Genomic DNA, 15,353 nt, shown 5'->3' with positions numbered 1-15,353 from the left:
CGCACCGATGCTAGCCCCGGCGATCAAGGAGTTCGTGCCGGCCGGAAGGCCCGGACCGGACACGAACTCCTTGATCAACCGGATGGGAGGCGGGTCAGACCGAGGCGAGTTCCTTCTTCTCGGCCTTCTCGGCCTTGGCGGCCAGGCGCTTCTCGCGCTCCTGGGCGCCGATCAGGTCGTCCGGCAGGGAGTCCTCCACCTCCAGGTCGAACCGGCGCAGCAGCCGGATCGCGAAACCGCCGAGCGTGATGAGGATCAGCGCCGCGCCGAAGCAGATGTACGCGAAACCGATGCCCCGGCCCGGTCCGGTGCCGATCACCGCGCCCACCGAACCGGCCAGCACCCCACCGGGGGCGAGCATCGGCTCGAACAGCGCGGTGGCGCCCGGCGCGAGCAGCGCGAACCCGATCGGCAGCGTCGACCAGGAGATGGTCTGGTTCAGGCTGAACACCCGGCCGTGGAAGCGCTGCGGCACCTTCACCTGGACGATCGTCGCGTAGATCGACTGCGCGGTGGTCATCGACATGGCCAGCCAGCAGAAGCCGACGCAGATCATCGCCACCGACGCGTCCAGGCCGATCAGCACGCAGCCGATCGCGGTGCCCAGGTTGCCGATCAGCACACCGATCATGCGGCGCTTGCGCGGACCGCCCCACAGCGACATCAGCACGCCGCCGAGCACCGCGCCGACCGCCTCGGCCAGCGCCACCTGCGCCACCTGCGTCGGACTGCCGAACGACAGCACCAGCGGCGTGATGAGCACCAGCGCGGGCGCCAGGAAGATGTTGCCCAGCGCGAAGTAGCCGAGCATCAGCCGGAACCCGCGGTGCCGCCACGAGTAGCGCATGCCGTTGGCGATGGCCACCAGCAGCCGTTCCCGGGGCCGCCAGCCCAGCGCGTCCGGGAAGCGGACCACAGCGAGGGTGAGCACCGCGAACACGTAGCTGGCCACGTCGACCAGCAGGATGCCCTTCAGCTCGATGGTGGCGAGCAGGCCGGCCGCGAACGCCGGCATGAGCAGCGTGGCCACACCGGTGGACAGCTGGGTGATGCCCATGGCGTGCCCGAGGTAACGCTTGGGCACCAGCTGCGGCACCGCCGACTGGAACGCGATCCGCTGGAACGAACCGGCCACCGAACTGAGCGCCACCAGCATGTAGATGTGCCAGAGCACCAGGTTGTCGGTCCACAACAGGGCCGCCAGCACGAGCTGGACGGACCCGGCGAAGCAGCTCGCCGTCATCATGATCCGCCGTCGGCTGACCCGGTCGACCAGCGCGCCGGCCACCGGCAGCATGAGCACGCCGCAGATCAGCGCGAGCGCCCAGAGCAGACCGAGGTTCGCCACCGAGCCGGTGCGGTTGAACAGCCAGATCGGCAGCGCGAACGCGGTCAGCGCGGAACCGGTGCTGGAGATGAGCTGACCGGTCGTGACGGCCATGAACCGGCCCATGCTCGGCTTGACCGTCTTTGTGGGCTTGCGGTCCTCGCCCACCCGCAGCGTGTCGGCCACCACCCAGCCGGCGTCCTCACCGCGGGCCTGCGGCGTCAGCGCGCTGACGTCACCGGCGACCACCGCCGGGTGCACCTGCGTGACGATCTCGGCCAGTTCCTCGGCCCGGTACTTGAGGAAGAAGTGCCCGGCCTGGTCGAGGACGACGAGGCCGAGCGTGTCGCTGAGGAACTGCCACTCGGCGTACCGCTCGCGGTAGTAGTCGGTCACCGGGTCCTCGGAGCCGACCACCGAGATGATCGGCGTCCGGAGCTTCGCCGCCTGCTGGTCCAGCAGTCGGGTGAAGTACTCCTCCGAGGCGCGGGAGTCGGCCCGCATGTTGCTGATGATCCGGTCGGCCTGCTCCGGGTCCAGCTCGTCGGTGTCCACACCCATCGACTTGAGCCAGCTCGCGGAGTGCCTGTTACTGCTGAGCCGCTCGAGGCGGTCGCGGAGCGCCGCGATCACGCCCTTCGGGCGGGCGAACGGGAACATGGCGCCGATGTAGACGGCCTCCAGGTCACGGCCGGCCGCCTCGACCTTGCGGGCCACGTCGGCGAGGATGGCGCTGCCCACGCCGCAGTGGCCGTACAGGGCGATCGGCCCCTCGACCCGCTCCAGGATCTCGTCGGCGACCCGGCTGGTCAGCTCGTCGAACGGCAGCGCGTCCTCGCTGAGACCCACGTCGTGGCCGGGGATCGCCAGCGACCACAGCCCGTATCCGGCCGGCAGCGCGTCGGCCAGCGGCTGGTAGACGATGGCGCTGCCGCCGCCGTACGGGACGCAGACGTACGTCAGCACCCGCTTGCCCGCCGGGATCGGCTTGGTCAGCTCGTAGAGCAGCCGGCGCGGCCCCTCCTGCGCGGCGTCACCGGAGATGAACGCGGCGAGGTCGCGGATGGTGCGCTGCTGGAAGAGGTCCATCACGCCGACCGCCCGGCCGCCCAGCTCCGCCTTGCGGATCTTCGCGACCACCTGGGTGGCGAGCATCGAGTGCCCGCCCAGGTCGAAGAAGTCGTCGTCGATGCCGAGCGTGTCCACGCCCAGCACCTCGGACCAGATCGCGGCGAGCGCCCGCTCGGTGTCGTCGCGCGGCTCGACGAGCGCCACCGACGCCTCACGGGTGACCACCGGCGCTGGCAGCGCCTTGCGGTCCAGCTTGCCGTTCGGAGTCAGCGGCAGCGCGTCGAGCGTGACGAACGCGGCCGGCACCATGTATTCGGGCAGCGTGTCCTTCAGCGCCGCCTTCAGCGCGGCGTGCTCGGCCTCCCCGACCACGTACGCGGTGAGCCGCTTGTCGCCCGGGCTGTCCTCGCGGACGATCACCGTGGCCTCGGTGACGCCCGGCTGCTCGCGCAGCGCGCTCTCGATCTCGCCCAGCTCGATGCGCAGACCGCGCAGCTTGACCTGGTGGTCGATACGGCCGAGGAACTCGATCACCCCGGCGCCGTCCGGGCCGACGACCCAGCGGGCCAGGTCACCGGTGCGGTACAGGCGGGCACCCGGCTCGACGGAGAACGGGTCGGGGACGAACTTCTCCGCGGTCAGCGCCGGCCGGCGGTGGTAGCCGCGGGCCAGCCCGACACCGCCGATGTGCAGTTCACCGGTCACCCCGACCGGGCACTGCGCGCCGGACGGGTCGAGCACGTGCAGCCGCAGGTTGGCGATCGGCGCGCCGATCGGCACACTCGTCACCTGCGCCAGCCGGTCCGGCTCGCACGCCCAGGCGGTCACGTCGATGGCCGCCTCGGTCGGGCCGTACAGGTTGTGCAGGCCGCACCAGGGCAGCCGGGCGGTGAAGTCGGCCGCCGAGGCCAGCGGCAGCTCCTCACCGGAGCAGATCACCCGGCGCAGCGCGGTGGCCGCCTCCACGCCGTCCTCGGCGAGGAAGACGGTCAGCATCGACGGGACGAAGTGGGCGGTGGTGATCCGCTCGGACACCAGCAGGTCACGCAGGTAGCCGGCGTCCTTGTGGCCGCCCGGCTCGGCCAGCACCAGGCGGGCGCCGGTGCGCAGCGGCCAGAAGAACTCCCACACCGACACGTCGAAGCTCGCCGGGGTCTTCTGGAGCACCGCGTCGTCGGCGCCGAGGCCGTACGTCTTCTGCATCCAGTCGAGCCGGTTGACGATGCCCCGGTGCGTGTTCGGCACGCCCTTCGGGCGGCCGGTGGACCCGGAGGTGTAGATGACGTACGCCAGGTTCTCCGGCCCGGCGGCCGGCGCCGGATCGGTGTCGGGCCGGTCGGCCCAGACCGTGGCGTCGTCCAGTTCGAGCACGGTGGCGCCGGTGTCGGGCAGCACGTCGCGCAGGTGCGACTGGACCAGCACCACAGGCGCGTCCGCGTCGCCGACCATGAACGCGAGCCGGTCGGCCGGGTACTCCGGGTCCAGCGGCAGGTACGCGCCGCCGGCCTTGAGCACGCCGAGCAGGCCGGCGACCAGTTCCACCGACCGTTCCGCGCAGACGCCGACCAGGGTCTCCGGGCCGACGCCCGCCGCGCGCAGCCGGTGCGCGACGCGGTTGGCCTGCGCGTTCAGCTCGGCGTAGGTGCGGCTGTGCCCGTCGATGGTGACCGCGACCGCGTCCGGGGTGGCCGCGGCGCGCTCCTCGATCGGGCCGTGCAGCGTCTCCGCGCGCGGGAAGTCCGCGGCGGTGTCGTTCCAGGCGGCCAGCAGATCCCGCTCGGCGGCGGGCAGCAGCGGCAGCCGGGACACCGGGGTGTCCGGCGCGGCGACGACCGCGTCCAGCAGCGCGGTCCACCGCTGCGCCATCCGCTCGACAGTCGCCCGGTCGAACAGGTCGGTGTTGAAGACCAGCTTGCCCCAGAGACCGTCGACGGTCTCCACCGCGTGCAGCTCGAAGTCGAACCGGGTGGCCTGCAACTCCATCGGGGTCCAGGAGAACGTGACCTCGTCGGTGCGGGACACGCCGGTGAACCGGCCCATCTCGTAGTTCTGCAGCACGAACATGGCCTGGAACACCGGGGAGCGGCTGACGTCGCGCGGCAGGCCCAGTTCGTGGACCACCTTGGCGAACGGCACCTCGGCGTGCTCGAAACCGTCGAGCACGGTACGGCGGGTGCGCTCCAGCAGCTCGGCGAACGTCGGGTCGCCGGCCAGGTCGGCGCGCAGCGGCAGCATGTTGATGAACATGCCGACGACGTTCTCCAGCTCCGGCGCGGACCGGCCGGCCACCGACGCACCGATGGCGAAGTCGTCCTGGCCGGCGTGCCGGGCCAGCAGCACCTGGTACGCGGCGAGCAGCGTCATGAACAGCGTGCCGCCGCTGTCCCGGGTGAGCGCGTTGAGCGCCTCGGTGGCGGCCGGGTCGAGCTGGAACTCGACGAAGTCACCCCGGTAGGTCTGGGTGGCCGGGCGGGGCCGGTCCAGCGGCAGCTCCAGCGGGGTGATCCCGGCCAGCCGCTGCTTCCAGTAGTCGACGTGCGCCCGCGCCTGCGGGCCGTCCAGCTCCTGGGCCTCCCAGACGGCGAAGTCGCCGTACTGGATCGGCAGGGCGGGCGGCTCGCCGCCCCGGTAGAGCGTGATCAGGTCGCGCAGCAGCACGTCCACCGACCAGCCGTCGCCGACGATGTGGTGCTGGGCGAGGAACAGCACGTGGTCGTCGGCGGCGAGCCGGATCAGCAGGGCCCGCAGCAGCGGCCCGTTCGCCAGGTCGAACGGCTCGGCCGCCGCCGCGTCGACGAGCGCCTGCGCGGCGGCCTCGTCGGGCGCCTCCACCACCGTCAGCGGCACGTCGGCGGTGTCCGCGACGACCACGGTGGGGCGGCCGTCGGCGTCGGCCGGGAAGCGGGTGCGCTGCGACTCGTGCCGGTCCGCGAGCCCGGTCAGAGCGGCGCGCAGCGCGTCCACGTCGAGTGGTCCGCGTACCCGCAGCGGAACCGCGATGTGGTACGCCGCCTCGCCCGGGGCGAGCTGGTCCATGAACCAGACCCGCTCCTGGGCGTAGGACAGCGGCACCTCCGCGCCGGACGGGCGGGGGGTGATCCGGGCCGCGGGGGCGGTCTGGCGGGCGCGTAGCCGTCGGGCGATCAGCGCCTGCCGGGCCGCCTCGCGGGCCGGATCCTTCAGGTCCGTCATCAGTTGGTTCCCTCTTCCGCCGCGAGCAGCGCGGCGACCTCGGTGTCGGAGAGCCCGTCGATTTCGGCGGCGATCCGCTGTTCGATCTGGGCGGCCAGGTCCGCCACCACGGGGCTGCTGAACAGCGCCCGCATCGGCAGGTCGACGTCCACCTCGGCGCGGATCCGGGCCATCGCCCGCATGCCGCGCAGCGAGTTGCCGCCGAGGGCGAAGAAGTCGTCGTGGGCGCCGACCTTCTCCACCTGGAGGATCTCGGCGTACACCTCGGCGACCAGCTCCTCGGCGTCGGTGCGGGGTGCGACGTAGCTGTCCTGCGCCGACTCGGCCGCCGCCGGGGCGGGCAGCGCGGCACGGTCCAGCTTGCCGTTCGGCGTCAGCGGCAGCGCGTCCAGCCGGACCAGGGCGGCCGGCACCAGGTGCGCGGGCAGCTCACGGGCCAGTTCGGCGCGGACCGAGTCCTCGTGGGCCGGGCCCACCAGGTAGCCGACGAGCGTCGGCTCGCCGCCGTCGGTGCGGACCGCCGCGGCGGCGGCGCGCACGTCCGGGTGGGCCAGCAGCGCGGCCTCGACCTCGCCCAGCTCGATGCGCATGCCGCGCACCTTGACCTGGTCGTCGCGGCGGCCCAGGTAGTCCAGCGTCCCGTCGGCACGCCAGCGGGCCAGGTCGCCGGTGGCGTACATCCGGGCGCCGGGCGGGCCGTACGGGCAGGGCAGGAAGCGCTCGGCGGTCAGGGCGGGCCGGTCGTGATAGCCGCGCGCGAGCTGGGTGCCGGTGACGTACAGCTCCCCCACCACGCCCGGCGGCACCGGCCGCAGCGCGGCGTCGAGCAGCAGCGCCCGCGTGTTCCAGGTGGGCGTGCCGATCGGCACCGGACCGGCCGGGACCGGCTCGCCCGGGGCGATCCGGGCCGCGACGCAGCCCACAGTGGCCTCCGTCGGGCCGTACTCGTTGATCACTGCCACGTCGGGGTGCGCGGCCCGCCAGGCGGCGAGCTGCTCCCCGGTCAGCGCCTCGCCGCCGATCACCAGGTCGGCCGTCGGCGACAGCTCGCCGTCGAGCAGCGGCAGGTGGCTCGGCGTGACCTTGAGGAAGGCGGGCCGGCCACCGGCGCGGGCGGCGGGCTCGTCGATCGCGGCGAGCCGTACCGTGCCGCCGGCGGTGAGCGTGCCGAGCAGGCCGGTCACGGTCAGGTCGAACGACACCGGCGAGTGCAGCAGCGCCACCCCGGCCAGCCCGGGGTAGGTGGCGCGGGCCCAGGCCAGGTACGCGGTCACCGCCCGGTGCTCGACCACCACGCCCTTCGGGCGGCCGGTGGAGCCGGAGGTGTGGAGCACGTACGCCGGGTGCTCCGGACGCAGCGGCGCGACCCGGTCGGCGTCGGTGAGGTCGTCGCCGGACTGGTCGGAGCCGATCTCGCCGTCGAGCACCAGCGCGTCACCGGGCACCAGGGCGGCGGTGTCCGGCGCGGTCACCACCAGCGCGGGCGCGGCGTCCTCCAGGAGGTAAGCGATCCGGCCGGCCGGGTACGCGGTGTCCACCGGCACGTACGCGGCGCCGGCCTTGAGCACCGCCAGCATCGCCACGACCAGGTCGCAGGAGCGGGGCAGCGCCAGCGCGACCCGGGTCTCCGGGCCGGCGCCGCGCGCCACCAGCAGCCGGGCCAGCCGGTTCGCGGCGCTGTTCAGCTCGCCGTAGCCGAGCGTCACACCGTCGCAGACCAGCGCCGCCGCGTCCGGGGTGGCGGCGGCCTGCCGCTGCACCTCGTCGACCACGGTGGTCACCGGCACGTCGCGGGCGGTGTCGTTCCAGGTGCCGAGCACCTGCTCCCGCTCGGTGTCGGTGAGCAGCGGCAGCGCGCCGACCGTACGCTCCGGCTCGGCGACCGCGGCGGCCAGCAGCCGTACGTAGCGGCGGACCACCGTCTCGGCCGTGGCCCGGTCGAACAGCTCGGTGCGGTAGACCAGGCGGCAGTCGCCGGTGGTGATGTCGAAGGCCAGGTCGTCCTTGGTGGTGCCCAGCTCCACCGGGTCGAGGCCGGAGTCCGGGATCCAGTTCAGCGCGGTCTGGAAGATCGGCTGCACCGACGGGTCACGCTGCGGGTCGACCGCCTCGACGATCTTCTGGAACGGCGTCTGCCCGTGCTCCATCGCGTCGATCAGGCCGTTGCGGACCCGGCCCAGCAGCGCCGCGAACGTCGGGTCGCCGGAGACGTCGCAGCGCAGCGCCACCGGGTTGACGAACATGCCGATCAGCGGCGTCAGCTCCGGGTTGTCCCGGCCCGCGGTGGAGACGCCGACCACCACGTCGGCCTCGCCGGAGATCCGCGACAGCAGCGCCGCGAAACCGGCGAGCAGCACCATGTACGGCGTGGCCTGCGCGCCGGTGGCCAGTGCGCCGACGCGGTCCAGCAGCCCGTCGGGCAGCGTGAAGCGCACCTCGTCACCGGCGAAGCCGAGCTGGGCCGGGCGGGGCCGGTCCAGCGGCAGGCCGGTGACCGGCGGCGCGCCGGCCAGGTGACCGGTCCAGAACGCGAGCTGCCGGTCCAGTTCCGCACCGGTGAGCTGCTGACGCTGCCAGACCGCGAAGTCCGCGTACTGGATGGGCAGCTCGGGCACGGCGGGCTCGGCGCCGGTGCGCGCGGCCTCGCAGAACGCCACCAGCTCGGCGTGGAACAGCACCGCCGAGTGGCTGTCGAAGACGGCGTGGTGCACCACGAACGCCAGCGCCAGCCCCTCCTCCATCCGGATCAGCCGGGCCCGCCACAGCGGGGCCGCGTCCAGCGGGATCGGCGTGCGGGCCATCTCGCCGCGGATGCGCTCGAACTCGGCCCGCTGCTCACCGGCCGGCAGATGGGTGATGTCGGTGACGGGCAGCGGCGCCGGCTCGTGGGCGCGTACGACCTGCACCAGCGCACCGTCGTCGGTCCGCAGGCGGGTACGCAGTGCCTCGTGCCGGGCGATGACCCGGTTGACCACGTCGCCGGCCGTGTCGGCGTCCACGTCGGCCGGGAACAGCCACGGGAAGGACACGTTGAACACCGGCGACCCGGCGTCGAGCTGGTTGGCCATCCACACCCGCTCCTGGGCGTACGAGGCCGGAAAGGTCCACTCCTGGCTCGTACTCATGCGAGGGCCTCGCGCACGGAGCGGGGACGCATGTCGGTCCAGACCTCGTCGACGTGGGCCAGGCACTCCTCGCGCGTGCCGGCGAAGCCGGTGTCGTGCCAGCCGGCGGGCAGGTCCCGGTCGGCCGACCAGATCGAGTACTGCTCCTCGTCGTTGCGGACGACCAGGAATCGGGGTTCGGCCATGTCAGTTCGCTCCTGCGGTCTCGGGGGTGTACGGCTCGGCCATCGCCACGGCGATCTTGCGGGGACCGGTGAACGGTTCCCGGCCGTGCGCGGCGGTCATGTTGTCCACCACCAGCACGTCGTCGCGCTGGTAGTCGAAGCGGACGGTGGCGGCCCGGTAGGCGGCGCGCAGGTGGTCCATGACGTCGGCGGGGATCTCGCCGCCGTCGCCGTAGTAGGTGTTCGACGGCAGCCCGTCCGCGCCGAACATGGCCAGCAGCCCCTCCTGGTAGTCGGCTGGCAGGGTGCTGAGGTGGAAGAAGGTGGCGTGGTTGAACCAGCGCGGGGTGTCCGAGCCGGGCCGGTGGTGCACCACGTCGCGGACCGCGCGGGTACGCAGGCCGTCCTTGCCGACCCACTCCACGGTGATGCCGTTGTCCGCCGCGTACGCCTCGACCTCGGCGCGGCTCTCGGTGTTGAACACCTCCTGCCAGCGGGTGCCGAAGTCGCCGTGGAAGTTGCGCACCAGCATCCAGCGGCGGCGGATGAACTCCTCGCGGACCGCCGGGTCGATCAGCTCGTACACCCGGCGCACGTCGGCCAGCGGCGTGGCGCCCTGGCTGTCCGGGGGCGTGACGCAGTAGAAGAACAGCGTCAGCGGCCAGCGCGCCTGGTACGAGTTCTCGTTGTGCAGGAAGATCTCCTCGTCCGGCGGGTAGTCGGTCGAGGTGTAGACCCGGCCCTTGATGGAGTGCCGGGGCGAGGAGCGCTCGGTGTAGGTCAGCGGCTCGCCGGCGAGTGCGCGGACGGCCTGGTCGAAGCCGTCCACGCCGCCCACGTCGAAGCCGCGGAACAGCAGCCCGCCGCTGGTGACGAGGGTGTCCCGCAGCTCGGCGCGCCGGGCCGCGATCAGGTCGGTCAGCGCCCGGCCGTCGCTCTCGACGACCACCGGCAGCGTCGTGGTTGTCTCGCTCATGGTGCGGTGTCTCCTGGTTCTGCGTCGGGGTGTCAGCCGCGGGGCAGCCGCGGGATGGCCGGGATCGCCGCCGGGGCGGCCGGTGCGTCGGCGGACGCCTCCGCGCGCAGCTCCTCGATCCGGGCGGCCAGGCCGGCCACCGTGGGGGTCTCGAAGAGGCTGCGCATCGGCAGCCGTACGCCTGTCGCCTTGCGCATGGCGGCGATGAGCTGCACGGCCACCAGCGAGTTGCCGCCGAGGGCGAAGAAGTCGTCGTCCACGCCGACGTCGGTGACGCCGAGGCCGTCGCGCCACACCTGGGCGATCGTCTTCTCCAGCTCGGTGCCGGGCGCCGCCGAGCCGCCACCGGTGACCCCGGCCGGACCGGCCGGCGCGTCGGTCTCCTCGGCGAGGCTGTCGGTGGTGACCCGGGCCGCGCGGCGCCGGATGTCGGCGACGGTGCGGGTGGTGATCACCACCTGGGCGCCGAGACCGGCGGCGAGGCTGCGGCGGAACGCCTCCGCGCCGTCGACGGGGCGGATGTCCTCGGTGACCGGCACCGCCGCGTCGCCCGCCGCCGGGGACTCGGCCAGGTTGCCGGTGACCGCCTCCTGGTCGACCCGGCGCAGCACGAAGTCGCTGATCGAGACCAGCTCCCGCCCGTCCGGGTCGCGCAGCGACAGGTCGGCGGCGACCACCTCGTCGGTGGCGGCGGGCCGGTGCCGCAGGTGACTGTGGAACGTCGCCGGCAGCGCGCCGCGCACCACGATCCGGCCGTACGACAGCGGCAGGTAGGTGCCGGAGCCCTGGCCCCGGCCGAACGCGGTGGCCACGTCCAGCAGCGCCGGGTGCATGCCCCAGGAGGGCAGGTCACCGACCGCGGCGGCGGGTGCCTGCACCCGGGCCAGCTCCTCGCCGTCGGCGAGGTGGTGCTCGGCCAGCGCCGCCCAGCGCGGCCCGAACGTGAGCATGCTCGTGCGTCCCCGGCCGAACGAGGCGTCGTCGTCGACCCGCCGCCCCGCCACCGCGGGCACGGCGGCCGGCGGGGCCGCGTCGGTGGTCCACCCGGCGGTGCCGCGGACGTGGGTGCGCGCCTGGCCGGCGGCGAGGCTCGCGACGGTGAAGTCGGTGCCGTCCTCGGCCGGGGTCAGCTCGACCCGGTACTGGGCCACGGTGCCGTCCGGCACCGAGAACGGCTCCAGGAACACCACGTCCCGCAGTTCCACAGCGGCGTCCGGCCCCGGCGCGGGCAGCGCCGCGACCACCGCGGCGCGCACCGACTCCAGGTGGGCGGTGCCCGGCACCACCGGCACCCCGCCGATCCGGTGCTCGTCGAGCAGCCAGTGGGTGTCCGCCGAGACCAGGCCGTGCAGCACCGTCCCGTCCGGCCCGGCCACCATCGTGGTGAGCACCGGGTGGGCGACCGCCGTGGTCACGGTGTCCCGCCCGGCGGCCCGGAACGCGGCAGGCGCGGCGGTCTCCACCGCCATGCCGACCTCGGCCCAGCCGCCCCAGTTCTGCGACACCACCGGCGCGCGGAACCCGGTGCCGGAGCGCGCGAACGCGTCCAGGAAGTTGTTCGCGGCGCAGTAGTCGACCTGGCCGAACCCGCCGATCACCGCGGTGATCGAGGAGCAGAGCACGACGAAGTCCAGAGGCAGGTCGCCGAAGACCCGGGCCAGCGCCAGGGTGCCGGCCAGCTTCGGGGCCAGCACTCGCCGCGCCTCGTCGCGGTCCTTCACCTCGGCCATGCCGCCGCCGGGCAGACCGGCGGCGTGCACGATGCCGTCCAGCCCGCCGAACCGGCGCTCCGCCTCGTCGCGGACCCGGCGCAGGTCGTCGGCGTCGGTGACGTCGGCGGCGAGCACCAGCACCTCGGCGCCCGCGGCCTCCATCCGGCGGATCGCCGCGATGGCCCGCCCGGCCCGGTCGGCGCCGCCGTGCACCGCCAGGTGCGCGTCCCACTCGTCCCGCTCGGGCAGCCCGGAACGGGCCAGCAGCACCAGCTTGGCGCGGGCCCGGCGGGCGAAGTCCTCGGCGAGGGTGACGCCGATGCCGCCGAGACCGCCGGTGATCAGGTAGCGGCCCTCCTCGCGCAGCACGCCCGGCTCGTCCTCGGCGTCCACTGTGACCTGCTCGTAGCCGGCCAGCCAGCGGCGGTCGCCGCGCAGCGCCACCTCCGGGTGCTCGGCGTCGACGGGGCTGCGCAGCTCGGCCACCAGGGCGGCGACGCCACGCGCGGCCGGGTCGGTGTCGAGCAGACGCACGGTCAGGCCGGGCAGCTCCGCCGGGAGCACCCGGGCCAGGCCGGCCAGCGTGGCGTGCTCCGGGCGGGTCAGGTCGTCGCCGCGGACGTCGCCGATGCCGGCGGTGACCAGGTCCAGGCGGACGCCCGCCTCGTCGGCCGTGACACCGGCGCCGGCCAGGGCCTGCACCAGGTGCAGCGCACCGAAGAAGCCGCGTTCCTGCGCCGCCCAGGCGGCCGCCGTGTCGGTGCCGGCCGGGTCGCCGTCGAGCGCGAACGCGTGCACGATCCGCCGGGGCAGGTCGGCGCCGAGCGCGGCGACCAGCTCCTCGGCGTCGGCGCGTACGCCGGGGCGCAGCCGGAAACCGTTGGCGGTGGCGGTGAACGCCTCGCCGGCGCGTACCTCGACCGGATCGTCGCCGGCGGCGCGCAACGCGGCCACGAGCGCGTCGCCGCGCGGACCGTCGGCCAGCACCAGGCAGCGGCCCAGCGGCTCGGCCGTGCGGGCCGGCGCGGCCTGCCGCCACACCGGCACCGCGAACCACTCCGGCAGCGGGCGGGGGCCGGTCTCGACCGGCGCCGCCGCCGGCTCCTGCTCCGGGTCCGGGTCGATCCAGTAGCGGCGCCGCTCGAACGGGTACGTGGGCAGCGGCACCCGCCGCGCGTGCGGGTCGGCCGGGACGCTCACCGGCACCCCGGCGCACCACAGCGCGCCGGCCGTGCCGAGCAGCGCGGCCAGGTCACCGGTCTGCTCGCCCGGGCCGGGCAGGCTGCCCAGCGGGGTCAGCGCGCGCTGCGCCTCACCGGCCTTCGCGACCTGCATCCGGGCCAGGTTGGCCAACTGCCGGCCCGGGCCGCACTCGACGAGTGCCCAGGTGCCCTCGGCGAGCAGCGTCGCCACGCACGCGCCGAAGCGGACCGGGCGGCGCAGATGCGCGGCCCAGTACGCCGGGTCGGTGGCCTGCGCCTCGGTGATCCAGGTGCCCGTCACGTTCGAGACGAACGGCACCGCCGGGGCGCGCAGCGGCACGGTGGCCATCAGCGCGGTGAACTCGTCCAGGATCGGGTCCATCATCGGCGAGTGGAACGCGTGCGAGGTGCGCAGCACCTTCGACTTGTTCTTGCCGCCGAGGCTCGCCGCGAACTCCTCCACGAGCGCCGTCTCACCGGCGACCACGCAGGTGCCGGGGCCGTTGACAGTCGCCACCGACAGGCCCTCGGGAAGCTTGCCGGTCACCTCCGACTCGTCGAGCGTGACCGCCAGCATCGAACCGGCGGGCAGGGAGTGCATGAGCCGGCCCCGGGCGGCCACCACGCGCAGCGCGTCGGCGAGGTCGAGCACCCCGGCCACCGTCGCGGCCACGTACTCGCCGATGGAGTGGCCGATCATCGCGGCCGGGGTGACCCCGGCGGCCCGCCAGGCGGCGGCGAGCGCGTACTCGACGGTGAACAGGGCGGGCTGGGTGTAGCGGGTCTGCGTGAGCTTGTCCGCCGCCTCCGGGTCGCGGCCGAGGATCAGGTCGCGGATGTCCAGGCCCAGCTCGGGGCGGAGCAGCTCGGCGCACTCGTCGACGGCGGCGGCGTAGGCGCTGTCCTGCGCGTACAGCTCGGCGCCCATCCCGGCGTACTGCGAGCCCTGACCGCTGAACAGGAACGCCACCCGGGGCGCGGCACCCTCGGCGACACCCCGGTGGCCCTTGCGCCGCTCGCGCAGCGCGGCGGCCGCGGACGCCGGGTCACCGGCGACCACGGCGGCGCGGTGGGCGTACACCTGGCGGCCGACGCGCAGCGTGTGCGCCACGTCGGCGAGCGCCACGTCGCTGCCGCTCTCCAGGTGGCCGGCGAGCCGCCGCACGGCGGTGTCCAGCGCGGTCGGGGTCTTCGCCGACACCTGGAGCAGCTGCGCCGGGCGGGCCGGCGGCTCGTGCCGGCCGGCGGCCGGGGCCTCCTCCAGCACCACGTGCGCGTTGGTGCCGCCGATGCCGAAGGAGCTGACGCCGGCGCGGCGCGGTCCACCGTCGGTGTCCCACTTGGTCAGCGTGTTCGCCACGTAGAACGGGGTGTCGGCGAAGTCGATGGCCGGGTTCGGCGTCTCGTAGTTGATGGTCGGCGGGATCAGCCCGTGCTCCATCGCCAGCACCGTCTTGATCACGCTGACGATGCCGGAGGGCTGGCTGAGGTGGCCGATGTTCGACTTCACCGAGCCGATGCCGCACCAGCCGCGCTCGTCGGTGTCCTTGGTGTAGACCGCTGAGAGCGCGGCGACCTCGATCGGGTCGCCGAGCGCGGTGCCGGTGCCGTGCGCCTCGACGTAGCTGATGCTGCGCGGGTCGACGCCGGCCAGCTCGACGGCCTGGGCGACGGCCTCCATCTGCCCGTCGATGCTGGGGGCGGTGAAGCCGACCTTCCCGGCGCCGTCGTTGTTGATGGCGTTGCCGAGCACTACCGCGCGGATGGTGTCGCCGTCGGCGATCGCGTCGGACAGCCGCTTGAGCAGCGTCACGCCGACGCCGCTGCCCCACACCGTGCCGTTCGCCCCGGCGTCGAACGGCCGGCACCGCCCGTCCGGCGAGGTGAAGCCGTCCATGCCGAGGTAGCCGACGTGCGGCAGCTCGATGTTGACGCCGCCGGCCAGGGCCATGTCGCACTCGCCGTTGCGCAGCGCCTCGCAGGCCAGGTGGAACGCGACGAGCGAGGTGGAGCAGGCGGTGTGTACGGTCATGCTGGGCCCGCGCAGGTCCAGCCGGTACGACACGTTCGTGGCCACGTAGTTCGGCGAGTTGCCGGTGGCGAGCGAGACAGCGCCGTGCGGGTTCCCGCCGACGCGCTTGTTGCGGTACACGTTGCGGTGCAGGTACGTGTTGCCGCCGGTGCCGGCGTACACGCCCACCGCGCCGTCGTAGCGCCCCGGGTCGTAGCCGGCGTTCTGCAGGGCGGTGTAGCAGGTCTCCAGGAACAGCCGGTGCTGCGGATCGGTGATCTCGGCCTCGCGGGCGGTCATCCCGAACAGTCCGGCGTCGAACTCGTCGTAGCCGTCCACCAGCGGGGCACGGTTGACCCAGCCCGGGTCGTCGACCTCCTGCGGCTGGGCGCCGCGGGCGAGCTGCTCCTCGCGGGTCAGTTCGGTCGTCGACTCCACGCCGTCGACCAGGTTGCGCCAGAACTCGTCGACGTCGGCCGCGCCGGGCAGGCGGGCGGCGAGCCCGACGATGGCGATGGGCTCGACGCCGTCGTCGGCCGGAATGTCGTTCTGCATGGGGGTTCCTTCATTCAC

General features: G+C 74.0%; 5 protein-coding genes. All 5 read right to left on the bottom strand.

Features of this window, described 5'->3' with window-relative positions:
* Positions 1–94: 94 nt before the first annotated feature.
* The 5 genes from NMK34_RS14370 to NMK34_RS14350 are packed head-to-tail and all read right to left on the bottom strand — an operon-like array spanning position 95 to position 15,335.
* Positions 95–5,590 carry a non-ribosomal peptide synthetase gene (locus NMK34_RS14370; protein WP_318333820.1) on the bottom strand — a complete coding sequence of 1,832 codons (5,496 nt, stop codon included), beginning with the start codon at positions 5,588–5,590 and terminating at the stop codon, positions 95–97.
* Entirely contained in the window at positions 5,590–8,715 is a 3,126-nt protein-coding gene (locus tag NMK34_RS14365) for an amino acid adenylation domain-containing protein (RefSeq protein WP_318333819.1), read from the bottom strand. Before NMK34_RS14365 ends, NMK34_RS14370 begins: the two co-directional genes overlap by 1 nt.
* Positions 8,712–8,900, bottom strand: a complete 189-nt coding sequence (locus NMK34_RS14360) for an MbtH family protein (RefSeq protein ID WP_318333818.1) — start codon at positions 8,898–8,900, stop codon at positions 8,712–8,714. Before NMK34_RS14360 ends, NMK34_RS14365 begins: the two co-directional genes overlap by 4 nt.
* Before the next feature lies 1 nt (position 8,901).
* Complete coding sequence (locus NMK34_RS14355) at positions 8,902–9,855, bottom strand: TauD/TfdA family dioxygenase (protein WP_318333817.1); 954 nt, start codon at positions 9,853–9,855, stop codon at positions 8,902–8,904.
* Positions 9,856–9,887: 32 nt separating this feature from the next.
* Entirely contained in the window at positions 9,888–15,335 is a 5,448-nt protein-coding gene (locus tag NMK34_RS14350) for an SDR family NAD(P)-dependent oxidoreductase (RefSeq protein ID WP_318333816.1), read from the bottom strand.
* Positions 15,336–15,353: the final 18 nt, after the last annotated feature.

This window comes from Micromonospora sp. BRA006-A (genome assembly GCF_033433935.1).
Taxonomy (GTDB): Bacteria; Actinomycetota; Actinomycetes; order Mycobacteriales; family Micromonosporaceae; genus Micromonospora; species Micromonospora aurantiaca.
This window is presented reverse-complemented; position numbering and strand designations above follow the sequence as displayed.